The 23,904-nt window shown below is 50.7% G+C and carries 19 protein-coding genes and 6 pseudogenes; 10 read left to right on the top strand and 15 right to left on the bottom strand.

Translation table 11 applies throughout. The features are described 5' to 3' along the window. Positions 1-253 precede the first annotated feature (253 nt). Positions 254-1,357, top strand: a pseudogene (locus CQ018_RS20660) (IS110 family transposase). Positions 1,358-1,758: 401 nt separating this feature from the next. Here the strand turns inward: CQ018_RS20660 and CQ018_RS17450 are convergent. The 6 genes from CQ018_RS17450 to CQ018_RS17425 are packed head-to-tail and all read right to left on the bottom strand — an operon-like array spanning position 1,759 to position 9,136. Next, entirely contained in the window at positions 1,759-3,228 is a 1,470-nt protein-coding gene (locus CQ018_RS17450; protein ID WP_181149978.1) for an MOP flippase family protein, read from the bottom strand. A 44-nt stretch (positions 3,229-3,272) separates the two neighbouring features. Then, on the bottom strand, positions 3,273-4,553 hold the full coding sequence (locus CQ018_RS17445) for an O-antigen ligase family protein (protein WP_146111949.1): 1,281 nt from the start codon (positions 4,551-4,553) through the stop codon (positions 3,273-3,275). A 33-nt stretch (positions 4,554-4,586) separates the two neighbouring features. Further along, the gene (locus tag CQ018_RS17440) at positions 4,587-5,711 is read right to left on the bottom strand and encodes a glycosyltransferase (protein ID WP_105551291.1); all 1,125 of its coding nucleotides are present in this window, start codon (positions 5,709-5,711) and stop codon (positions 4,587-4,589) included. Between the two features lie 24 nt (positions 5,712-5,735). Continuing rightward, the gene (locus tag CQ018_RS17435) at positions 5,736-6,899 is read right to left on the bottom strand and encodes a glycosyltransferase family 4 protein (protein WP_105551290.1); all 1,164 of its coding nucleotides are present in this window, start codon (positions 6,897-6,899) and stop codon (positions 5,736-5,738) included. Further along, on the bottom strand, positions 6,892-7,998 hold the full coding sequence (locus CQ018_RS17430) for a glycosyltransferase family 4 protein (RefSeq protein ID WP_181149976.1): 1,107 nt from the start codon (positions 7,996-7,998) through the stop codon (positions 6,892-6,894). Before CQ018_RS17430 ends, CQ018_RS17435 begins: the two co-directional genes overlap by 8 nt. Continuing rightward, a complete protein-coding gene (locus CQ018_RS17425) occupies positions 7,985-9,136 on the bottom strand; it encodes a glycosyltransferase (RefSeq protein ID WP_105551288.1) in 1,152 nt (383 codons plus the stop codon). Before CQ018_RS17425 ends, CQ018_RS17430 begins: the two co-directional genes overlap by 14 nt. Before the next feature lie 285 nt (positions 9,137-9,421). On the opposite strand from CQ018_RS17425, the gene CQ018_RS17420 reads away from it, so the two are divergent. The 3 genes from CQ018_RS17420 to CQ018_RS20355 all read left to right on the top strand — a co-directional run bounded on the left by CQ018_RS17420 (position 9,422) and on the right by CQ018_RS20355 (position 12,642). Beyond that, a complete protein-coding gene (locus tag CQ018_RS17420; RefSeq protein WP_258142687.1) occupies positions 9,422-10,741 on the top strand; it encodes a UDP-glucose/GDP-mannose dehydrogenase family protein in 1,320 nt (439 codons plus the stop codon). A gap of 129 nt (positions 10,742-10,870) precedes the next feature. Further along, the gene (locus tag CQ018_RS17415) at positions 10,871-12,262 is read left to right on the top strand and encodes a sugar transferase (RefSeq protein ID WP_105551286.1); all 1,392 of its coding nucleotides are present in this window, start codon (positions 10,871-10,873) and stop codon (positions 12,260-12,262) included. 164 nt (positions 12,263-12,426) lie between these two features. Continuing rightward, on the top strand, positions 12,427-12,642 hold the full coding sequence (locus CQ018_RS20355; RefSeq protein ID WP_105551285.1) for a hypothetical protein: 216 nt from the start codon (positions 12,427-12,429) through the stop codon (positions 12,640-12,642). Here the strand turns inward: CQ018_RS20355 and CQ018_RS20655 are convergent. Next, positions 12,641-12,858: pseudogene (locus CQ018_RS20655) on the bottom strand (IS1380 family transposase); the annotation flags it as partial. The gene CQ018_RS20355 and the pseudogene CQ018_RS20655 overlap by 2 nt on opposite strands. A 196-nt stretch (positions 12,859-13,054) precedes the next feature. On the opposite strand from CQ018_RS20655, the gene CQ018_RS20870 reads away from it, so the two are divergent. Both CQ018_RS20870 and CQ018_RS20865 read left to right on the top strand, forming a co-directional pair. Continuing rightward, on the top strand, positions 13,055-13,300 hold the full coding sequence (locus tag CQ018_RS20870; protein ID WP_105551284.1) for a transposase family protein: 246 nt from the start codon (positions 13,055-13,057) through the stop codon (positions 13,298-13,300). A gap of 58 nt (positions 13,301-13,358) precedes the next feature. Beyond that, on the top strand, positions 13,359-14,255 hold the full coding sequence (locus tag CQ018_RS20865) for an ISAs1 family transposase (protein ID WP_105551283.1): 897 nt from the start codon (positions 13,359-13,361) through the stop codon (positions 14,253-14,255). Between the two features lie 299 nt (positions 14,256-14,554). On the opposite strand, the pseudogene CQ018_RS20650 reads toward CQ018_RS20865, so the two are convergent. From CQ018_RS20650 to CQ018_RS20640, 4 genes and pseudogenes are all read right to left on the bottom strand, one after another. After that, positions 14,555-15,057 (bottom strand): annotated as a pseudogene (locus tag CQ018_RS20650) (IS1380 family transposase); the annotation flags it as partial. An 803-nt stretch (positions 15,058-15,860) separates the two neighbouring features. Continuing rightward, positions 15,861-16,823, bottom strand: coding sequence for a nucleotidyltransferase family protein (locus CQ018_RS17390; protein WP_105551281.1), 963 nt, complete (start codon positions 16,821-16,823; stop codon positions 15,861-15,863). Positions 16,824-17,066: 243 nt separating this feature from the next. Then, a pseudogene (locus tag CQ018_RS17385) lies at positions 17,067-17,237 on the bottom strand (IS630 family transposase); the annotation flags it as partial. A gap of 57 nt (positions 17,238-17,294) precedes the next feature. Further along, positions 17,295-17,617: pseudogene (locus CQ018_RS20640) on the bottom strand (integrase core domain-containing protein); the annotation flags it as partial. Between the two features lie 145 nt (positions 17,618-17,762). Between CQ018_RS20640 and CQ018_RS17375 the strand changes: the two are divergent. The 4 genes from CQ018_RS17375 to CQ018_RS17365 are packed head-to-tail and all read left to right on the top strand — an operon-like array spanning position 17,763 to position 20,862. Beyond that, positions 17,763-18,965, top strand: a complete 1,203-nt coding sequence (locus tag CQ018_RS17375; RefSeq protein ID WP_105551279.1) for a tyrosine-type recombinase/integrase — start codon at positions 17,763-17,765, stop codon at positions 18,963-18,965. Further along, complete coding sequence (locus tag CQ018_RS20635) at positions 18,965-19,183, top strand: hypothetical protein (RefSeq protein ID WP_258142686.1); 219 nt, start codon at positions 18,965-18,967, stop codon at positions 19,181-19,183. Before CQ018_RS17375 ends, CQ018_RS20635 begins: the two co-directional genes overlap by 1 nt. Before the next feature lie 30 nt (positions 19,184-19,213). After that, positions 19,214-19,924 (top strand): tyrosine-type recombinase/integrase, encoded by a 711-nt coding sequence (locus CQ018_RS17370; protein WP_258142685.1) that lies wholly within the window; start codon positions 19,214-19,216, stop codon positions 19,922-19,924. Further along, positions 19,921-20,862, top strand: a complete 942-nt coding sequence (locus CQ018_RS17365) for a tyrosine-type recombinase/integrase (RefSeq protein WP_219844084.1) — start codon at positions 19,921-19,923, stop codon at positions 20,860-20,862. Before CQ018_RS17370 ends, CQ018_RS17365 begins: the two co-directional genes overlap by 4 nt. 33 nt (positions 20,863-20,895) lie before the next feature. Here the strand turns inward: CQ018_RS17365 and CQ018_RS17360 are convergent, their stop codons facing one another. From CQ018_RS17360 to CQ018_RS17350, 4 genes and pseudogenes are all read right to left on the bottom strand, one after another. Next, complete coding sequence (locus CQ018_RS17360) at positions 20,896-21,348, bottom strand: DDE-type integrase/transposase/recombinase (protein ID WP_146111948.1); 453 nt, start codon at positions 21,346-21,348, stop codon at positions 20,896-20,898. Positions 21,349-21,380: 32 nt separating this feature from the next. Then, a pseudogene (locus tag CQ018_RS20860) lies at positions 21,381-21,434 on the bottom strand (hypothetical protein); the annotation flags it as partial. A 327-nt stretch (positions 21,435-21,761) separates the two neighbouring features. Next, on the bottom strand, positions 21,762-21,881 hold the full coding sequence (locus tag CQ018_RS19940; RefSeq protein ID WP_181149972.1) for a transposase: 120 nt from the start codon (positions 21,879-21,881) through the stop codon (positions 21,762-21,764). A gap of 404 nt (positions 21,882-22,285) precedes the next feature. Continuing rightward, positions 22,286-23,872: a polysaccharide biosynthesis tyrosine autokinase gene (locus tag CQ018_RS17350; RefSeq protein ID WP_258142684.1), complete on the bottom strand. Its 1,587-nt coding sequence runs from the start codon at positions 23,870-23,872 to the stop codon at positions 22,286-22,288. Between the last annotated feature and the right edge of the window lie 32 nt (positions 23,873-23,904).

Raw genomic sequence — 23,904 nt, 5'->3', positions numbered from 1 at the left:
CTACCCCGAGAACATGACTCTTTACACACCTGCCCTTCACAGTGGCATTAGTTGGACATCTGCTCTTGTGGGTGGTCGGCCGGTACCAGTCCGGCCCACCACGGTAGCTTAATTAGAAGATTGTCCGCCGCTATCTCACGGGCGTGACCCCTCACAGTGCTGTTCCGTTGTGACCCTAACCCGGACTGGTGCCGGCCGGCGACGGCCGCCAGAACCCTGTCCATCACAACTGGAAAGAGCACGGTGAACCGCCATGACTATCGTCTCGCATTGCCACCCATTTGTCGTGGGTGTCGACACCCACGCCCGCAACCACGTCTATGCTATCCTCGACGCTACCAACGGTGCGTTATTGGATACACAGTCTTTCCCGACCACCGCTGCTGGCATCAACCGGGCCATTAAGTGGGTGGCCCGTCGCACTGACGCCGACGCGGATATTCTCTGGGTGATTGAGGGCGCTGCGTCCTACGGAGCGATCCTCGCTGGCACCGTGGCCGCCCACGGATTCTCCGTCGCTGAGGCTCCGCGCATGGACGCGAAAAAGAATCGCGGGATCGGCAAATCGGACGTGTTAGATGCTCGCCGGATAGCAATGGCTGCGCTGCCGTTATCGGTGGATAAACTGCGCCGTCCCCGCCTGCATGAAGGGATCCGTCAAGGTTTACGGATCTTGGTGACCGCCAGAGAATCCATGTCCAAGGACCGTACCCGTTCAATCAATGCCTTGAACGCCTTGGTACGCAGTAACGACCTCGGAGTTGACGCCCGCAAGAAGCTCACATCGGTTCAGATCCAGTAGATCTCCCGCTGGCGGGAACGCGAGGAAGAGCTGGCCTCGAGCATCGCCCGTTCCGAATCGGTCCGCCTTGCCAACCACGTCTTGGATCTCGGCGAGCAGTTGAAGTCCAACGAACAAAAACTGGACGAACTGGTCAAGGTAAGCGAAGCGGCGCCCTTGCTTGAAGAGAAAGGCTTCCGCGCGGTGACCGCAGCGAAATGTTTAGTGGCATGGTCGCACGAGGGCCGGGTTCGCAACGAGGCCGCCTTCGCCAGTTTGGCCGGTGTTAATCCCATCCCCGCGTCGTCAGGAAATACGGTGCGCCATAGACTGAATCGGGGCGGGGACAGACGACTAAACAGTGCCCTGCATATGGCTGCGGTCAGCAGGATGACTCACGACACCGAGACCTGCAACTACGTTGAGAAACGTCGCGCCGAAGGGAAGACCCAGGGATCTGGACATCGCGAGAAAATTTATTCGTACAAAGTAAGAGATTTTCGATCAAATTACTACGAATTTTCCCGGATCTATGCGGATTCTCGAATGAGCAGATTGAAGCTGCCTTCAGATTAATTATCTCGAGGCAGTCGCTCGTTGACGGAACTTTGCAGAGCATATTCAGCGGTATTCCGGCCCAGTTGGAATTCGGCTGCAGTGCCATGTCCGGATACCTGAGACCGACAAAGAAATCCGACGTTGCGTCAAACGCTATCTGGCCCGACGCGTCTTCAAGATCTTCACGGCCTCGGTTCATTTGAAAAAGGTCCAAGAAGCCGTTTGACAGACATAGAAGAGTCCAGGTCACCGGAATAGCTCTACCAACAGACGCTATTTGGCAATCGCATACCAAATACGAAATCAGCGACTCACCATCATCTCATGAAACGGCCTGGCTAGGCAACGTCATCAGAACTACCATAGGCCTTAATTCTCTTATAAATAAATTGAAACGCTTTTATTAGCAGAATATAATTCTATGATCTTTTAAATTCCAAAACATTTCTTATAATCCTACTTTTGACAGATAGTATAAAAGGCTCTCTACAGAGTGTCCAGATACTAATTAAATAAATAAATAAAGCAACTACAGCTTGAATGGAAATGTTTGTCCAATTACTCAAGTTGGTTGGCAGGAACAGCTGAAAACCGACAAGGAAAACCGCCATCGGCAAAGCAGGTAACACTGCCCAAAATAGTCCAGCGGCGTAAGTTCTCAACTTGACGCTGAGAACGACCCTAGAACAGATTGCTCCCACACAGAATCCAAGAAGCCCAGAAATCAACATACTCAATGCTGCTCCGAGGCTTCCCCATTCGATTGTCATCCATATTGTGATCGGTATCGAGAGGCAAGCTCGAATTGAGTTTAGCGAAAAGCCAAGCTTTACTCGACCAGTCGCGTTCAACATCGATCCGAGCGGATTTCCGTATGCTCGCAAAAGGCCAACAAGGCACAAAATGGCGAATTCACGTTCGTAGGACCGATAAGGTTCACCGTACATGAAACTCATGAAATCTCCAGATACTAGCGCAAGACCGATGAGCACTGGAGCGCTGATCAAAGCACAAATTCTATTAATCTGCAGGTAAGTGCGTACTACTCTTGATTGCTCGCCTTGCATCTTAGCCATAAGAGGAAAAGCAACTCTCGTGATAATAGGATTCACCTTCGCCGGTAACTGAACAGCAACGTTGTAGGCGAGCGTATAACCGGACAGCGGGCCTGGTCCGAGGATCTTTCCAAGTGCAATAGCACTAAAATTATTAGTCAAATAGTTAACTAAACCGTCTGCCGCTTGATAAACGCCGAAAGATAGAAAAGGTTTGGTCGAGCTCCATCCGAAAACGAATCTTGGCCTGAATGTTCTGCGGCCAAGGTACGCCCATAAAGATACGCGTACGGCAGACGAGAGGACCAAAGCCAAAACATATGACCAACTGCCAAAGCCAAAGTGGGCAAACGCGACAGCAGCAACGAGCTGAAGTACTGCATACGATATCTCAGCCGAAGCTACGCGACCAAACTGTAGTCGTTTCTCCAAAGAAGCTTTTGGGATTTGTCCAAAACCATTTATAACAAAAACGGCTGCAACGACGATCAACTGCATTTTCAGATCAGGCTGACTGAAGAAGTCACTCAACAGTCCAGCCAACAGAATAAGTAGCAACCCGCACGCACTATTAGAGCCAACGACTAGCCAGTGAACCGAAGATGCCTGGCGAGAAGTCACTCCCCTGCGATGGATTAACGCTGCGGGCAGGCCAAGCCCAACAAAAACATCAACTAGAGCCATCACGACTACCATAATCGCGATGAGGCCCATCTCAGATTGGGTTAAAAGGCGAGCTAAAAACGCAAAAATTAGTAAATTTGTGGCAGCCGTCACGACGGTGGACAGGGCTGTCCATTTAGCGGCCCCTGCGGCAGTGCTACGAAGAGACAATACTAAGGCTTTCTCATAGAAGTAAACGGTACGCTGACTTCGAACTAAGGTCGAATTTCTACTTTTGGTGAGATTTGAGCTCGGTTCAATTTGCCCGAATAGTTCGAAGCAGCAACTAGGACAAATAGCACATAAATGGAGGTCCAAGTAAAAATATCATAAGTAGTCATCGAAATGGCAAAAAATATGATCAGTGATTTCTGATATTTGTTTCCGCGAACCAATAGGCTGATTATTGTAATTATCAATAGAACTAATCCAATAATCCCGCTCACGGCGAGCGTGCGCAGATACTGATTATCAAAGACAGTGATTCCCTCAACGCCCGCGACAAGACCAGATGTGAAAGCTGTGCGCGCTGCCCCATCCCCTCCACCAAATAGGACATTACCAATATCCCTCTGCATGAGGCCAGAGACTGACTTCAAAACACCTGCTCGGTGGGCAAATGACTCTGAATTGGCGGTATTCTCGTCAATTCCTAAAGCGTTGAGAGAGCTGATTCCCCGAGGCGCCACAAATGCGATCGCACCTGTGGCCACGATTGGCGCCAAGACGATCCTCTTCCAACCCCTCATCTTGAGGACCCAGAATAGAAGAACAATCAGGAGGCCGATAGTCGCTGTTCGCGAACCAGCGGCAAATACTACGAATAGTCCTGCACAAAGGGCTAACAAAATCGAGAAAATTCGAGCTCTTGTCCACTCGGTGCATACTATAATGAGAAGAATCCCAGCAACAATTCCAAGTGTAATGGAATAACCCGTTGAGGCCATTGCGCGAACGCGTATTACATCAATCAAATGATTGACGGCTTCTAATCTATAAGTTACCCCGTCATAACGCGGCCAGAGTGCCTGTCCATCCAGCAGTAATTCATTTGCAGAAAGTATAAATAGGAAGAAGAGCAACCAGACTGCAGGCTTTCTGGCAAATCTTCGGATCACGTTATCACTGGAAGCAACGGCGATGGAGAGAGCAATCAGAAAGGCACTTTCGAGCCCGCGATCCAACATCTGCCCTACGCTTGTCGATGAACCAATGCTTGCGAAAATCGGAACGATTAAGAAGGCAAGTAGCGGCCAAGGCGGAAGCCGAATCTCACGATTAGTTCGGAAAATAGCAAATATAATACTAATTATTCCGACCAAGTTAACCATCACTGACAACAATGCGGAGTGATCGGCGAAAATAACTATTCGGTAGACTACGCTGATAATAACAACTTTATTTAGTACATTACCAACTTTAGAAAATAGTGCTGAGCCAAATAAAAATATTGTCATTATTATAAGCACCAGCATTTGTAATAATGTTAAATTCACTTCTTTGCCTCAAGAGCTCCGTAATTCAAGTGCCTATTTAGCATTGTCATACAACTGTTCAAGAAGGCTAGTCTGTATGCCAAGATCGAATCTCTGGCGAATTCGTTCTGCTCCCGCTTGCCCCAAATCTGTAGCCAGGTTGTCATTGCTCAGGATGTTTTCCATGCTTTTTCTCAGTTCTTGCACATCGTGTTCTTCAACTAGGATTCCGGATACTCCCGAAACTATGGCTTCAGGAATGCCCGAGTGAACCGTTGAGATCACAGGTGTTCCCGTGCTCATTGCTTCTAGAATCGAAATAGGCAGACCCTCTCGATCCCCATTAGGCGCGGTCACACTAGGAAGCACAAATGCGGCTGCCTGACTGATCAGCTCGCGAACGACTTCGTTTTCTTGATGTCCATGAAAGACTACTTTATCGGCTATTCCCAATTCACTAGCTTGTTGCACAAGCTGACTCGCGAGTGGGCCGTTGCCAACAATATCGAGTGCTGCATCAGGGTGCTGCTCCAGAACTCCGGTGAATGCCAGAAGCAAGTTTGCAGTACCCTTTTTTTCCACTAAGCGGGCAACGTGTACAAACCGTTTTTTTCGTGGCTGTACCGAAATTGCAAATCTATTAGTATCAACACCAATATAATGAGTTATTAGCTTTTTGGCTGGAAATCCATTCTGGATTGCCTTATCCTTCAAATCATTTGATACGCAAATAAGGAATTTTGCGCTTTCTGCTAAAGTATTCCTATTCAATGCATAGCGGATGGCAACTGGTTGGCCAGTGCGAAGAAGGTTCTTACGACTAACAGTCGCGTCTCTACCATGTAACGTAATCACTAGCGGCGTTTCTGTATTTTGACATGGTCCGGAAGCTAGCATTCCATCGGGACCGAAATGTGCATGAACTAAGGACGGCGATGTATGCCGAAGGTAACGTTCAAATGCCACGGATTTTCCGGTGAGAGCAAAGAGGCTGTCATGAAGCTTTCCTTGATGCTCCGATAAGCTGAATACCGGAGCATCAAACGGATTTATTACGGGCCTTCGAGCTATAAAAATCCCATCATGAGCGTTTAATGCTTTGGTCTGATCTCTAATGAACGTCTCTGACGGAACGAACAAACGTTGTCTAAATACGGCTACCTTCGGTTTTGATAACATGTCATTCCTTCAGTTAATTATGAATTACTTCTTGATGACTTCTGAGAAGAGGTCCGCGTGCATTCTAGCTACCATTTCATCCGTAGGGACGGGTTTTACTCGCGTTGTTCCAGAGGCAAGTTTTTCTCGAACCGATTTGCTACGCATGGCTTTGAGATTTGAAGCAAGAGATTCGACATCGCCAGCTTTGAAGAGCAAGCCATTTTCACCATGAATGATCCATTCGGTAGGGCCGCCTTGATCTGCTGATATGACGGGCTTACCTGCGGCAAGGTACTGTAGTACGTTCTGACCAAGCGGTTCAGGACGTATAGAAGCTTGAACGCAAATGTCCAGATCATCAATTATTGAATTCACATCGTTGACATGACCTAGAAAATCGATCTGGCTAGCAATGCCTAGTACTTCTGCTTTTTGTGTAATTGCGGACAAGTATTCTTCATGCCCAAACGCAGGCGCTCCAGCAAGTACCAATCTCGTTGCGGAACCACCGAAAGAACGAGCAAAGGCCTCTATAAGCAGCTCTTGCCCTTTCCACGGATCGATTCTTGCCACCATCCCGATTTTGTCCACTGAATCTCGAATTGTTGTTGGCTTCGGGTCCGATCGTATACCTGCAGGGCTTGGAATGACTGCTATCGATGCAGAAGACCGTATATACTTCGTGGCCGTCGCGAGTGTTGCTTCGGAATTAGCAATCACACCATTTGCTCTTGGCAAAACAATTGACTTGAAAAGTAGGCTTCCCATAGTGCCTAGGCTTTCTCTCGTAACCATGTCACGGAGATGAACAACTAAGCGTTTGCGCGATAGGAGCACCGAAAGTGCTCCGTACAGGCCCGAGCGTGATGTATTCGTGTGAATGATGTCGGCGTTTTTGAACGAATGTTCGCGACGCAAATGCCATACCTGTTCGAGTATGCGGATAATAAACCCGACAATACTGTTTATCCCTGACCGGCTGGCCCCGGATAATTGTGGTTCGCCAACACGGACGACTATCGGTTCCAACGACTCGAATGGACCTAAATCCTGGTCGTTCTTACCAGGCAACGCAATCGTCGGTTCCCATCCGTTCGACATTTTACACAGTCTGGCTAATGCAAGCTCCGCGCCGCCAAGTGCAGTTGTGTGATCTAAGTGTAAAACTTTATAATTTAGAGTTAATTCGCTTTTACTATTAAACATTTTTTTCTATCTCGTTTAAATCTTTAATCATGTGCAAACGTCTGCGTACGGCTTCGACTGATTTTTCAATGGTCAGCAGATTCGCGTTCTTCCAAACATGATGTCCAACTCGTTGTCTTAGCATTGCGTCTTCTGACAACTCACGAGTCGCTCGAATCCAAGCATCCGTTTCTAATGGATCCAGAACGAAGCGATCTTTCAGTTCAGGGTCAGTGAATAGCAATGGTGCTGCACCAAAAGCATTCGAAAGAACCATTGGTAGGCCTCGTGCTGCAGCTTCGACTGCGCTCCGTCCAAAGGCTTCTCGGAAAGACGTACCTAAGTAGATTCCAGCACTATCCCATAATGTAAGGGGATCTGCCCATCCCCCAAAAGTGACGTTTGTGGGTTTACTCGTTTCTAGTTCAAAACGTAGTTCGCCGTCGCCATACATAAATCCTGGTACTTTCAGTTCGTCCAGCACATTCAAGAACAGATGAGGGTTCTTGTCAATTGACATTCGTGCAGCCCAGACAACATTGGCTGGCTCAAAGGAAACTTGTGGCTCTTCTTGCGATCCAATATCTGCGATTCCTGCAGGGACGATAACCGCCGAAGACCATTCAATTTCTTCTCGCAACACTGTTGTTGTCGTCCAGACCTCGTCCATCTGGCCTAAAGCCCATCGTTCAATGAGGCGCCATATTCGACGTCTGAGCTCGTTTGACTCACCTTTGCGAGGCCATGCAGCTCCCCTAACGAACGCGACATGAATCTTTTTTCGGCCACGATTAATTGTTGAAAGTAGCATGTCCGTCTGCGGAATCATTGAGATGACGGCTTCGGCCTGACCGACGGTTTCAGATGAAGAAAGAATTCGACGTAATTCCAAGAGCCCTCGTATACCGCTCTGGTTGACAACCCTTACATCAACACCAACTGGTAATCTACCGGGATTGAGGTCACCACGTGTGATTATTAGGGCTGACCAATCCAAGCCCTGCGCACGAGCTGATTCGACGAGCTCACATGTTGAGCGGAAGACTCCCCCTTTTGTAACAAGCGGAGCAGAGATAATTATCGTTTTCATACCGGCAGAAGAAAAATCATCGTTGGGCATAGTCATCGATTCCAGAAATTTGCTCGTTTGTAGAACTACGGCCTGTCCAGGATTCGATGTTCCTTCTAAAGAGGCTGGCATCAAACTTTGTCGCATGCGAACGAATCTTTGCCCGGTCCAGTGACACGGTAAGTTCCAGTGCTTCACGCAGCGCTTGGACATCTGTTGCTTGTAAGTGTGCTCCGCTCATACCATGGGACACTGTCTCTAAAACACCACCTTCGTTTCCACAGATTACGGGTGTTCCGATTGCCATAGCCTCAACTGGCATGATCCCGAAATCTTCTATGGCCATAAAAACGTATGCCACAGCCCGTTCATATAACGCATACAAGAATGGGTCCGAGGGCCGTTGGACGAAGTGAACTGGTACAGAGGATTCTGCAGCCCGAGCTCGAAGCCTCGTCTCATCTGGACCACTTCCAGCTATAACTGCTGGGATTCCTGAGGCCTCAGCGACTGTTATGGCCATGTCAAGTCTCTTATAAGGAACGAATCGAGAGGCAGAAAGTACAAACTTCTCGGGAAGACGGGCTAGGATTTCAGCGTCATCAGGTCCCAGCTCATCAGCCCAACATTCAACGCTTTGAATTGCCTTCACGGATACTGGCGGATAAATAACTTCCGCGTCTTGGTTCCATGTTCGCCGAATACGGTCTCTTACAAATTCACTATTCGCAGCAAAATTAGCCCCTTCTGCGGCCCGTCTCCTATCAACCGGTTTCAGGAGTCCAGCCAAGCCCCGCGCAATCATTGAGTTACCTCGCGCGTCAAGATCAGGTTCCCAGATGTACCGTGCTGGGGTGTGGACGTACACAAATTTTTCAACATCTCGTTTTGCGTCTGTGAATGAAACATGATGTGCAAACAGGTGGGAGCTAACAAGCGCCCAATCAGCATCGCCTAGGCTCTGGCGACGCCACGTGGGCAACATTGCAGGTATAGCGATTGCTTTATTCGATCGGAAAGGCGTTTTGGCGAGCCAAGTCTCCGAGACTCTCGAATCATCTATTTCTGCATGGCCATCGTTCCAAAGCGTTAGAATCCTTGCATCTGGGTAAGTGCTAGCCATTTCTTGGACTACTTTTTCCGCGCCGCCAGTAGGTTCCAACCACTCGTGCACAATGAGACCGCTCAAGACTCTCCTACGTTATTCTTTGAAAACCTACTACCAACATATAAATCTATCTGCAATTTCAAGGTTTTAACGAACTGTTGATGCATTAACCATGTGATGAACGCCTCTCGGGGGGCAAAGTTGCTCGACTCACCCTCGACTCGGTTTGCGGATATGCTTCATTGGGCAGACTCAGCTTTTTCTGCCAAAGTCATTTTTTCAAGGGTTGATCAGTACAGCTGCCTGCAACTTATGTGTGCTTGCGCAGCCTAGTTTTTACATATTTGGAGAAGAATGTCATTGCGGATGAGCGTCATCGGAACCGGCTATTTGGGTGCAACCCATGCGGCTTGTATGGCGGAATTGGGTTTCGAGGTCATCGGACTTGACATCGATCAAGACAAGATTGACAGCTTGACCCGAGGTGAGCTGCCTTTCCATGAACCGGGTCTGCCGGAACTACTTCGCAAGCACATAGCCACTGGACGCCTACGTTTCACTACTTCTTACGAAGAAATCGGTGGTTGGGCAGATGTACACTTCATCGGTGTAGGAACGCCCCAGAAAGCAGGTGATATCGCAGCTGATCTAACGTTTGTCGACGCGGCCACTCGTTCGCTTGCAGAGAACATTAGCAAGGATGCATTCATCGTTGGAAAGTCAACTGTACCCGTTGGTACAGCTCGACGTCTAAGCAAAATGATTGCTGAGATTAAAAATCCCGATATTTCAATTGGCTTTGCATGGAACCCGGAGTTCCTACGTGAGGGGTTCGCAGTTGAAGACACTTTGACGCCAGACCGTCTCGTCGTTGGTGCAGATAGCGCCGTTACCGAAAAGGTGCTCCGCGAAGTTTACGCACGTGCACTTGCGGTAGATACGCCTTTTATTAGCACTGATTTTGAAACTGCTGAATTGGTCAAAGTCGCAGCAAACGCATTCTTAGCTACCAAAATCTCATTCATCAATGCGTTTTCTGAAGTTACTGAGACCGTCGGTGGCGATATCAGAACGTTGGCAGATGCGATCGGTTTTGACGTTAGGATCGGTCGTCGTTTCCTCAACGCTGGTGTAGGTTTTGGAGGCGGTTGCTTACCCAAAGACATCAGAGCCCTCCAGGCACGAATCAGTGAGCTGGGGTTAGAACGCACGATGCGTTTCCTGTCTGAAGTTGATGAAATCAACCTTCGTCGTCGCGATCGTGTTGTTTACCTTGCCGAAGACATGATTGGTCCGCTAGCTGGTAAGAAGATTGCCGTGCTTGGCGCGGCATTTAAACCAAATAGTGATGATGTACGAGATTCTCCAGCCCTAGATGTTGCTGCCCGTCTCTTTAATTCAGGCGCTGACGTAAACGTCTACGACCCCAAGGCAAACGCGAACGCTGCAAAGCGATTCCCGCGCTTAAAATATGTCGATTCAGCTTTTGAAGCAGCCACACAAGCGGATCTAGTAATTCTCTTGACTGAATGGTCCGAATTCCGTGCCCTCGTTCCTACCGAACTCGCGACCGTCGTAGCAAACCGAAACTTCATCGACGGACGCAATGTTATGCCTATCGATGAGTGGGAACACGCTGGCTGGAACATCACCGCGTTGGGTCGCAAATTCGAAAGCAAGAACTAGTTTCACTGATTTGGAACAATTGTTTTCACATAAAGTCTCAAACTTAGCTGGGCACAATATTCGGGGGAGACGAAATTGCTCAAAACACGCCACTCATGGCGCTCTGTGCTTCCGAGAAGAATTGCATTCATGGACGCAGTGCTTATCATGTCCGCGATGCTTACAGCACAACTTACTCGCTTCGGAACAGCCAAAGATCCGTCTCTAAGCTCCGACTATCTCAATACTAATTATTGGACACTGACACTTCTGTTCGCTGCGTTCTGGTGGATTGTGCTGGAAATATGGGGAGCTCGGGATCTTAGGATCCTAGGGGCTGGAAGCGAAGAATATAAAAGAGTTGTCGTTTCAACTATGTACCTTTTCGGTGGCATCGCCATCATTTCCTACGCTCTCGACCTCAGCACCGCACGCGGCTATGTCGGAATTGCACTGCCAGTGGGCCTATTTTTGCTCCTACTATCACGGTGGTTTTCGCGCCGGTGGCTGGTACGGCACCGATTGCGAGGTAATTTCACCCGACGTCTGCTACTTGTGGGAGCGCCCAGCGCAGTAGAACATCTCTACAATTCGCTCTCTAGTGAGCCAGGCGCCGGATTCGAACCGATAGGAGCAATCCTTCCCGGATATGCGATGAAGTCGCCCAAAGGGGAGGAACTACCCGTCCCTGTCGTATCAGTGAGCACAGGCCTAAGTGGAATTCTGAGTGCAGTGGAGTTTCATGATGTAGATGCCATTGCGCTCTCTTCAGATTCACAGCTCAATCCAGTGACGATACGTCAGCTGGGCTGGGAACTTCAGGAAAGGCGAGTTTCCATGATCTTGGCTCCCGCGCTGACTGACATTGCAGGACCGAGAATTCATACTCAGCCGGTGGCAGGTCTTCCGCTTATTCATGTCTCAACTCCGCGGCTGAAAGGGGGCCAAGCCAGCCTCAAACGAACCTTCGATATTTTGGGATCCACTATTGGGCTCCTTTTATTGTCTCCGTTTTTTCTATTGATCGCTGCACTGATCAAACTTGATAGCCCAGGCCCAGCCTTTTTTCATCAAGAACGCGTTGGTCTAAATGGAAAAGCATTTAAGATGCACAAATTCCGTTCTATGGTAGTTGATGCCGAAGCACAATTGATGGATCTCCAGCCATCTAATGAAGGAAATGCCGTACTATTCAAGATGAAAGACGATCCTCGAATTACAAAGCTCGGGGCATTCATTCGCCGATACAGTATTGATGAGCTGCCGCAACTGTGGAATGTCTTAGTAGGAGAAATGAGCATGGTGGGACCGCGTCCTCCTCTCCCAGCCGAAGTGGCCGCATATGAGAAATACGTTTCGCGCAGGCTAATGGTCAAACCTGGTGTAACAGGTTTGTGGCAAGTGAGCGGACGTTCGGATCTTTCGTGGGAAGAAAGTGTACGGTTAGATCTGTACTACGTCGAGAACTGGTCACTAATGCAGGATTTAATAATTCTTTTCCGTACTGTTAAAGCCGTTTTTGGTAAAGACGGCGCATACTGATCAGATAATAGACTTTCCTAACCGTCTCTATATTGATGTCAGGTTTCTTCTTTTGAAAAAAGTAGTCTGATCTTTCAAAGTCGATCGTTGCAGGATCAGATTTTGTAGTCGAAAATTCATGACGGTTACGGACTTAGAAGCCATGTTCTTAGCCCAGCCATTTCATGAAGCGATGGCAGAGCGCTGATTTCGCATTTCGGTGCGGGTTGGCGGTTTTGCTGTTTGTGGGCACAATGATGTTGGTCGAATCCCTGACTGTGCGTCGGATACCATTTTCCGCTCAGGTCTCCTTTCTGGTGATGTTGGATAGCTTTGGTGCCGGTGGAGGTGATCAGGATGTGCTTTTTGAAGTGCTGGTGATGGTGTTTATACGTTCATGAGGAGCATGGCTACTGGTGCCTTGAATGGGAGTAAGAGTTTGGTTTGTCTGCCGCTGTGGATGATTCTTCTTGCCATTGAAAATAGTCGGTAGCACCACCGTTTCATTTCCAAGCAGCCTGCGTCATGCCCCCTTGTACTGCTACGAGTTGGAGCCAGCTGACTAGGTTCATGGCAAACATGGCAAGTTTCGCCCAGGCACCATTGGCAACATAAGAGTGGTTGGAGGCTTTCTGTTTCTCAACTAAAAATAGGCCATTTCGGCAGTTGCGCGTGCACCCTCGGCGATTCTTCGCTTTCACCCGCTGAAACCTCAGGTCTGTGCTGATCTCCCAAGGGTGAGCAGGGCGTCTGCTAAGTGGTGCGCTAGCCTAGAGTCTTAATATGTGAGACCAATTTGATGGCGTTGAGACAGTGAAATTGGATCCTACCGAAGTCTTACCTGCTCTGACTGGGCTGCCTGATCCACGAGCCAAACGAGGAATCAGACTTAGCTTCGTGCACCTGTTGGTCATCATGGTGTGTTCGGTGATTGTCGGCGTCAAGACGCTGGTAGAAATGGCCGAAAGGGCCGTTCGATACCGCACGCTCAGAACTAGAAGTCCACGGTGTCGGCGCACCTCATGCCACCACGCTGGCCCGAGTCTTTGTACTTTTTGATGCCGCAGCTATGGAACTGTTGCTTTCGCCTCTGGGCCCAAAAGGTTGACAGCCCTGCATCGATTACCGTGGACGGCAAAGGCACCAGAGTGCATCTAATGTCTGCTCTGAACCAAGAGAGCCACACGGTCTTGGCCTAGGTATCGGTGAGCGAGAAAAACAATGGAATCACCGCATTCCCGGTACTTCTGGACCACTTCATGGACCTCAAGGTATCGTAGTCACTGCAGATTCATTGCACACCCAGACGGGTCATGCTCGCTATCTTGCCCAGCGTGGTGCTCACTATGTTTTCACAGTGAAAGCAAACCAACCCACCCTGCTCGCCCAGCTCGAACAGAACCCGTGGGAGAAAGTCCCCGACGGGGACCGTGTCAGGACGGTTGCCAATGGGAAGGTCATATTCCGCGCTATCAAATGCGCCACGCGCAACCCCTGGATTAGATTCCTGCACGCGGAACAAGCCATCCAAATCATCCGAAAGTCACGAAAACAAGACCTCAAGACCTGGCATACCGAAACCATTTACGCGGTCACGTCACTGCCCACCCATCTGGCTAGTCCAGCACAGCTAGCTGCGTTGATCCGTGGACATTGGAGCATTGAAAATTCTCTATATTGGCGTAGGGATGTGGTTTGGCAAGAAGACAAATCACAAGTTCTCACCGCAAACTCACCTCACATGATGTCGATTTTGAGGAACATTGCCATCACGTTGCTTAAACGTGCAGGTTGCAAAAAATATCGCCAAAGCTACCCGCACGCTACGAAGTCATCCTGCTCAAGCACTCAAGATCGCTGGCTTCTACTCGAACTGACGACTTTGCAGACGCCCTGCAAGGGTGAGTGTCTCCGTCAACGATGGTGCAATCTGTGCACCGGCGACGATCTTCAATCAGTATCTATCGTGCTTCCATTCGCTCCTGGCAGTGAGGGGCATCGCCGAATCCCCTGACCGATCACAAGGCTTTCCAGCATGGCGTCCTCTGCAGGTTCCTGCCGCCGACTTTGAGCTGCGGCGTCATCATTGATGCCACGTACGCATAGTGGATACGGGCCGTCAACGGCCACCTGTTGCATCACGCCTTCGGCGGCCTAGCCAGCAGCGAATCAGTCTGGCCGGCGGGAACCGCGGATGGGTAATTTCGAGCTGATACGGAGTGGCAGGTGCTTACCGCTTTTTGGTCTGAATTGAGCTTCCGATTTGGCTCACACTCATAGCTGAAACGGCCCAAAGTTTAGCGCTGACACACAAAGCTTACCAAGCCCCGTATTCTTCAGAGCCATGATTCTCTATTTCGCACCTATCGTGGGCTCTGTGCTGAGCATCAAGAAACGCAACGTTGAATCGGGGCGCATTGGTCAAGAACGCGGTGACCCGATTCCGTCGGTGTAGAAAAAGCTGGCACTGGCACCTGGGTGTGGGCGTTCGGCTCTCAGGTGTAGACGGGTTCCGGGTGGATAGTTTTCAGGGGCATGGCTTTGCTGGCATCAATCACCCACGCATTATGGCGTTCTTGGCCGTGTTGGTCGGTGGCTGGTTCCCAGTACTTTTCCTCATTGATCCGCCCAATCAACCATTCGTTGGCCACCGGCAAAAAGAATGAGGTTGAGAGCTGCAATCCCAACGCGTGTAGGTGGTTCGGGAATTCGAAGGAGGGGCCGGCACTGTCGGTACGGATCAGGGTCTTCTCGCCGATTAACTTACCGTCCGGGTCGTAGAACTTATCGGGTAGTTGGGGCGAGGCTTGGGCCAGCGCGAACGTGGTTCAAGTGCAGTGCGCCTGTCCCTCGGCTAGTGCGATGGCACGGATCTTGTAAAACGTCATGTCGATGATTCCATGTTCAAGGCAAAAGGTCGTCATGGCGCTCCGGGAGCATCATCTGTCCACTGGGCGATTTCCAGCCGGACACGGGCATCGACTGGGTCGTTGTTGGACTTCATGAACGAGTTCAACCCGAAACGGACACCCTTAACAAGCCGGTGAAGTGTCACCACTAAAACTGCTTGTTATGTTACCGATGTTCTGATGCAGAACTGTCACCGCTGTCCTGTGACATAACAAATTCGACGTTAATGACGCACACCTTCATGAAAACCCCGGGCTAGCCTGTTAGCCGCCGAGGGGAACTTTGTCACCGCATTATTCGTCCAATTCACCCAGATAAAACGTTGCGTTTCTTGATGCCCTGCACCGAGGCCACTGCAAAAACAGGACCGAGACTCTCCGTGAGGCTTGTTTGTAGCTGCTCTGAATTGACTGGCGGCATAAGTTCCTACTGTTCTACCCGCTGAATGTGACTCAAACATCCGGTGAACTTAGTTGTCATTTTTGACTTGTTCGCCCACGAGAGGGGTCTGCTGGTACGCTTCAAAGATTGCGTTCTAATCACACAGAGTGCCCAATCCATCCAAGATCACCAGCAAGAAGACCGGCGCGGATATGTGGAACAAAACATAAAACACCAGCGACTCGGTATCGAAGTGCATCCCCAAAAACGGCCAGCCCGGCTCCAGAATGCCAACTCAGTAACCTGCAGGAACCTCGTAGCAGGGTTACTAGGAGTTATCTCGCTTAGGGAATTGATCGCCCTCACTTTGGATTATTCTTCTTTTTGACTCTTGAGCTGCTTGTGGCATCAGACGCAAGAAAAGGAAGATTCTGGATAATTGGTATTTCACCAAGGTCGAGTACTTTGCATCAAGCAGTTCAAGGTTTTTGGCGGCTAAATGCTCGCGCGGAGGAAATAAGGATCGATAAATAATTGCTGGTTTGTTTCTCCATGAAGCACGCTGAAGTAACACCAATCGATGAGTCCCTCGATAACGTGTTGCTGTTCGTGACTGCCAGTCTTCGGAGGGTGTTGGAAATACCAAGTCGCGTGCTAGCGTCGGATAAGCCTCATAGAGAAATGGTTTCATCGCGGCTAATGATTTAGTCCCTTTCATCACCGCTAAGAGTTCCTCCCAGCGGAGACTTTCAGTCTGATCCAACAAAAAAGCATAATCTTTCTGGGACGCAGATGACCGTGAATCCTCCAAATGTAAGTTTCTCAAGGCATGCGTTATCTGGATCAATGCCATGCCTGCGTGGCAAGGAGTGGGTGCGGAGACTCCTGAGAAACTATGATTTGCACAATTTTGAGCTAATACGTCAAAACTTTCACCTGGGTCTGCGTCCAGGCCAGGAAAACGGAAATGCACGTCAATGTCCGACGGCCAATTGGGATGGTAGAGAGTATGTGAATGCATGGGAATTCCTACACCATCTGCGAAAGGCCGTTTCTTCCACCCACGCTCCGCTAAAAGTGCTAGTAGTTTATTGGTGTCTTCTGGATGCACAAGAACATCGATATCGGCAGAAGCACGCTGAGGACGCACGCCAGCAGCTACTGCTGCTGGACCTTTGATGAATAAGACACGTAAATCTGCTCCACTAGCCAATGTCGCAGTCAGCGCAGCCGATAATTCCACTGATTCTGAAATCAAAAGCGAAGTTGTTGTGGACTCACTGGTTAACATGCTTTCTAGCCTACCGGGCTAAGCCATAATGGAAGCTGTTGAATGCCCGCACTTGGATGATTTTTGCGTGGCGCGGCGGTCAACTTCTGACTGCAGAAATAGTTACCGCAACTTTTGTCCATTTTAGGACTGCGAAAGACATAACTATACCGGTCTTAGACGCAACGGGATTAATCACCAATCCTAAAGGCGAGACAAAGCTACCGGGTATGACTCTAATTTTTCAGAACCGGACTCTGAAGCTCAGGTCTTGTAGTCGAGGATCCGTGATCGGGTGTGGGCTTCGAAGGCTGTGACGATGGGTTCGAAGCCGTCGCGTTGGACGTTGCTGATCGCGTTTTTTGGTGTCGTTCCAGACATGCTCGATCGGGTTGCGGTCCGGGCATATGGCGGGAAATTGATTAGGTGAACCTCCTACAACGTCTGACTGCGCTCGTCAAGTTTTTGAGACAGCTTGATTGATTTTTCTTCTTAGGCTGCTTTTGGTTTGAACTGATTTTCGTATGCGGCGACGGCCTTTGCCGGAGGCAGGCCCTGGTTGTTGCTGTGTGGCCGGCGTCTGTTGTACCAAGACTCGACGTATTCCATGACCGCCGTCCGGGCAGAGAGATGGTTCGGAAAATCATAGTGGTGATACATCTCGGTTTTCAGATGGGAGAAGAAATTTTCAGCCACCGAATTATCCCAACATCCCCGGTCATTCCCATCGACTGAGCGACATTATTGCCAGCGCACCACCGCTGAAAGTCACTCGAGGTATATTGCGTGCCACGATCACTATTAAACGGAATTCCGTTTAATAGTGATTAAGCCGAGGAATCCGTTAAGCCGAGCATGGGAAATCACCCCTTGTGGTTCAGGGGTTTGGAACCCATTCCCCGGCTTAATATTTCGGCTTAACCTGACTTGTATCCATGTTCCCAGTGGAAGGACAAGGCAATGGATACGACAGTTGCGGCCCTCGGTGATGTCATCGTGACCGCATTGAAAGAAGCCGACTACATGCAGTCGACAATTAACCAGTACCGCAAATCCATCAAATGGCTCGGCGTCCTGGCCGAGGAACAAGACGGCCAATACACACTCACCTTGGGCAAGAAGTTCGTCTCCATGACCATCAGCCCCCGGAGTGGAAAATATAGCGCGCAGCGTCATTTCGATTATGGCCGGCTGGTGTGTTTGTTCGATTCCTATATACTCACCGGCACCGTGGATCTGTCCATGCGGCCCCGTGGATTGCAGAAGGAAAAGCCCAGCAGCCCGGAATTTTCAGGGCTGCTGGAGTCATGGTCCCTGGACATGGAGCAAAGGGGCCTGACACCTTCCACGCAAACCTGTTTTGGCGGGTTGGCTTGCCAGTACTTGCGGTTTTTGGAAACTGGCGGAGTAACCTCATGGGATGCGGCAGACGGGGCCAGCATCTTGGAATTCCCTGAATCCCTGCGTGACCGGTGGGCTGCAACGAGCATGTGGTCGGCGCTATCAAGCTTCCGCCCATTCCTGAAATTCACGCAGCGCACCGATCTGCTCGATGCGCTGGCATTGGCCCGCACGAAACGACACCATGGCATCATTCCCATGCTCGATTCCGGAGTTGAACGGCAAGTTGTTGATGCCTGCCAGCAGGGTTTAGTCTCGGCCCGGGATGCCGCGATTACCCTGCTCGCCCTGGGCACGGGCCTGCGCGCATGCGATATCCGTAACCTGCAGCTGACGGATATTCATTGGCGGGAGGGCACGATTGGGCTGGTGCAGCAAAAGACGGGCAACCCGTTGACGCTGCCGCTACCACCTTTGGTCCTCACCAAACTTGCGCAGTATGTGCTTGAGGACCGGCCTGATTCCGATGCCCACGAAGTGTTCTTGAGGCTGAAGGCCCCACACATTGCCTTGACCGATCATGCCTCGAATTACGTGATCGTCAACAAGGTCTTCCACGCGTCGGGTATGGAAGGTGTGAAGGTTGGAACGCGGTCCCTTCGCTACAACGCGGCGTCCAAGTTGCTGCAGGCGGGAACCGCATTGCCCACGATCTCGGCGATCCTAGGCCATGCCCACAGCGACTCGACCAATGTGTATTTGAGCGTGGATACCGAACGGCTACGCTCCTGCATTCTTCCTTTGCCGGGAGCTGGCTTGTGATGGGCACTTTTGAATTCACCAGTGTGTTTGCCCGCGAACTACGGCTGTTTCTTGCGTTCAAGGAAAGCATGGGTTGCAACGGCGCATCACGCATCCACTACCTGCGAAGCTTTGATGCATACTGCACGGAACACCACGTGCGCTCTTTTGACCAGCAGGCCATCGAAAGTTGGGTGCGCTTCAAGAAGGCATCCCAACCAGGGTCCAGCCCGTCGTAGATGTCATACATCAGGGATTTTGGTCGTTGGATGCGCACCCACGAAAACCCCGACGCGTATGTGCTTGCCGATTCCTGGAAAAGCGAATTCTATCGCTCTCAGCCCTATTTGTTGAGCCGCAAGGAAATCGATGCTTTCTTCGGATCCGCAGCGGAACTTCAGACCACTTCTCCGTGGCGTTGGCAGTCCGTTGCGTTCTTTGCGCTGATGCATTCGTGCGGGCTACGGACCTGTGAAGTCCGCAGGCTTCAGCTCCAAGATGTCGACCTCACCGCAGGGTTCATCGACGTGTTGTGGTCCAAGGGCAACCGGAGCCGGCGATTGCCACTGAATGATCAGATCACCGCAGTACTTGCCGATTGCAACAGGATCTCCCGTCAGCAATTCGGGCAACACCGTTCTACGTTCTTTGTCTCCTCGACTGCAGCACCGGTAGATCCGGCCACCACCGGGGTCATGTTCAACAGGATCTGGAACCAGGCAGGTTTGCCGTTACTTCTCGGAGGGAAGCAACCACATCCATATTCTTTCCGGCATCATTTTGCTTACGCGAACATCGAACGGTGGATGTCCCAGGGCCGGGATATCAACGCCATGATGCCCTACCTTTCCCGTTATATGGGGCATGCAACGCTGGACAGCACGTTTTACTACATTCACACATCACCGGACTTCATGGATGGGTACGCAACACTCGTGAAGGATAGCCAAGGAATGATTCCCGAGGTGGGATTCGAATGAAACGCACGCCGCAAGAACCAACATCCAACTTCTGGGGCTACGCCCGGAACTACCTGCACGACTATCTGCCCCACGTGAGGTCCATGGCGCCACGCAGCATCGAGTCCTACCGCATCAGCCTGGAAAACTACGTCAACTACCTGGTCATCGAGCAACACGTTCACCGCCAAGACATCAGCTTCGATCACTTCGAGCGGCAATTCTTGAAGGCATGGCTGGCCTGGATGCAACAGGCCAAGGAATACCAGCCCGCAACTATCGGATTGCGTCTGAGTGCGGTCAAAGCCTTCCTACGGTTCGCCTCCGCCGAAGACCTGAGCTTGGTCGCGGTTTATCAAGCGGCCAAAAACATCAAGGCCCCAGCCCAACCGCGCAAACCCATCGAATACCTGCAAGAGAACGAGACAGCAGCAGTTCTCGCTGCTTTCGATGGCAGGGACTTGAAGTCACGGCGGAACCGCATACTGCTGATCCTGCTCTATGACAGCGGTGCTCGCGTCGGTGAGATCACGGCGCTCACCCTTGATGATCTGAACCTGGAAAAGCCAGCCCGCCTGACCTTGACCGGCAAGAGATCCAAGAGCCGTACCGTGCCCTTGGGAGAGAAAACGGTTGAGCATCTCAAGGTCTATCTGGATGAGTTCCATGCACGAAGCGCAGCTCATCGCGCGACGTGCCCCTTGTTCTATAGCTGGCACCGTGGAGAAGCGATTGCTCTTTCCAGCGATACGGTTGACGCAGTGCTTAAGAAAGCCGGAACCCTTGGCCGCGAACAATGTCCCTCAATTCCAGGGAACCTTAACTGCCACATGTTGCGGAAGACCAAGGCCATGGACCTTTACAAGCAAGGCATCCCATTGCCGCTGATCATACAGTTGCTCGGGCACGAAAGCATGAGCACCACCTCAGCGTTCTATCCCTTGCGACCCTCGACATGATGCGAGAGGCCATGAATGCCGCCACGCCGGCAATCAGCGAAGCAACCACCGAGCTGCTTGGCGAAGACAAGCTTCGACTGCTCTATTCACTGAAATAGCAAAAACGTTAAGCCGAGGAATGGGTTCCAAACCCCTGAACCACAAGGGGTGATTTCCCATGCTCGGCTTAACGGATTCCTCGGCATAATCGCTATGGAAAATTGCGCCATCTGTGGCTAGGCGGCCATGTGTCCGAGCCATCGTCATCGCATCAATGATCAGCTGTGTTCGCATGTTTGAAGACATCGACCAACCGACGACCATGCGGGTGGCTAGGACGATCACCGTAGCCAGGTACAACCACCCAGAACCGGTCTTGAGGTAGGTAATATCTCCCACCAGCTTGGTCCCGGGAACCACGGCGGTGAAATCACGGTTACCGTGCTGATCGAGCATATGGTTCTTGATGTGCTCAGTGCGCGCATCCGCCGGGACCGTAGCCCACACTTATTCATGATCGAGCCCACGGTCCCAGCAGTAACCTTGACGCCCTGAGCATTGAGGATCTTGGTCAGCTGGTCACGTCCGGCCATCTGATCACTATCCTCAAATTCTTTCTGGACAGCCACGCTTAGTTCGGCATGCCTAGCCGCGGTCGGCGTCAACCCAGTCGGCTGTGCCCACCGATAGTAGGAAGCTCTCGAAACTCCGAGCTTCTGGCACATCCAGGCAATCGGAAAGTTAGCCTTCTGTTGCCACATAAAAGCAAAGAAATCCGCTACAGATGCTTCGCGGCAAAGAAGGCGCTGGCTTTTCCCAGAAATTCATTTTCTCTCTTCAGCGCAGCATTTTCAGCCTGCAACACCTTGTATTTGGCCCACTCCACCGGACCCGGCTCATCTGCCGTTGAATCGGGATGCTCAGCCTTCCAACCTCTTACCCAACTCCGAGGAAACATCTGCCAAGGAACGACCCGAGGCAATAACAAGCTCAACGGCACCAGCCTTGAACTCTTTACTAAAACTACGACGACCTGACATGAAACAAATTCTCCTAGACCCTGTCAGATCACCATACGGGCGCACTCCCAGAGAACTTGCCATCCTTCACGGGCTCTGACCATGATAAACCAGCTCAGAAACTTCTTCCTCCTACCAAGCAAACCACGATCAATCGTTCGGGGAGGATCGGACGCCACGTGCGCCTATACGTTGTGTCAAACAACCCAGCAAACCGTATCAAGGGCACCAGCCTCACGCTACCACCCAAGTGCCAGGCCCTCAAAGAACTCCTTCAGGCTTAGACTTGGCGGCCATCACTCGAAGAATCGCCGCACTTTAATCTACTGTGCAACCTCCAAGACTAACTCCCATGCACAGGTGACGTAACCCTAAGATTCGAATACGTTGGATGAGAGACTATGTCTAGTACGGTTGGACTACAGCTATCGGCGACGGCGAAGCCTTCGGAATTCTGGTTCGCTAGAACCTGCGTGCGCGCCTAGTCCAGGTATCTCACCGAATCTGTTCGATGAAATTACAGGTTGATCTACGGGAACTGGATCCTGAAGTCTCCTGCTGGGCTTTGCGTCGGCCTTCGGATCCTGTTCGGTATTGGAGTAGTAGTATTTTCCGTAGTAGCCGTACTGCGCGGCGCCAGCGCCCTTAGTTGGCACTTGGTTCAAAATTGCACCCAATATGTTCGCATCGACCTTCTTCAAGTTTTCGATTGCTTTACCGAGCTCGTCACCTGTGGTACTTCCTGCACGTACCACAACTAGGATTCCATCGGCTGATGTACTCAGAATCGCGGCATCGGTAACCGGAAGTAGCGGTGGCGCGTCGACTAGAACCACTGCGTCTAATGCTAATTCGCTTAAGAGTGACTTCATAGCTTTAGAGCCGAGCAGCTCGGATGGGTTGGGCGGAATGCGGCCCGAGCACAATACTTGCAGATTTGGTAAATGTCCGTAGGGCTGAAGAACATCTTCTAGATCTGCGGAATGGCTCAGCACATCAGTGAGTCCAGCACCATCCATCATGTCGAAAAGCTCGGTTTGAACCGGGCGTCGAAGATCGGCGTCAATCAAAACGACATTACGCCCTGTAGAAGCGATTGCTACTGCAAGGTTCGCGGTTACCGATGACTTTCCTTCACCGGGGACTGAAGACGAAACGACAATAATTCTCGGTGGGTTATCTACATCAATATAGTTAAGGTTTGTTCTCAGCTCACGAAGTGATTCCGAAAATGCGTGTGCTGCGCGATCATCGTGAACGATGGATCCTGTTTCAACAACTGAGCGGCCTTCTGTCAGTCGTTGGTCTTCAGGGATTGTTCCGACAACGCTAACGCCAAGACGCTCAATGGCTTCCACCGAGCGGATACGTCTGTCTAGGTGGTTTCGAGTCAGCGCGTAACCGAGTCCTAATGCCAGTCCAATGACCCCACCCAGTGCCAGCGAAAGTTTAGTATTTGGAGAAACTGGAGACGACGGAAGCACGGCTTGACCCAGCGGCTGTAGCTTCACAGCCGTAGCTCGGTCCGAACCTCCGACTGAAACAGATTCTAGCTCTTCTACTTGCGCAGCAAGAGCTACCACCCATGCATCCGCCAAATTCCGTGCTTCTTCGGCACCTTGAGATGAAGCAGTGACGCGAATTTCAGCGGTATTGGTTGGCACTGTAACTTCGACCTTGCCAAGTAATACATCCGAACTTTCATCCAGCTTCAGTTCTTTGCGAACGAGATCGGCAATCGTCCGGGTTCCTGCGATGCTCTTATATCCAACGGCCTTTGATTTAGCGAGGTTATCGCCAGCGAGCGCATTACCAATGTTCTCCGAGTCTCCAGCAATAACTAGTCCCGAAGAAGTCGCAGCGTAGATTCGCGGTTGGGTAAGTGTCCACAGGAAGGCCAATAAAATACAAATCAGGAAAATCCCGATAATACCTCGCCAATAAGCGCGAACGACCTGCATATAGTGACGTAAATCGGGGCCGGACTCGGCATTGGTCTCGGTCGGTTCCACAGCTATGCTCCCTGGCGGTCTTCAATAATTGT

This window comes from Arthrobacter sp. MYb227 (assembly GCF_002975435.1).
Taxonomy (GTDB): domain Bacteria; phylum Actinomycetota; class Actinomycetes; order Actinomycetales; family Micrococcaceae; genus Paeniglutamicibacter.
This window is presented reverse-complemented; position numbering and strand designations above follow the sequence as displayed.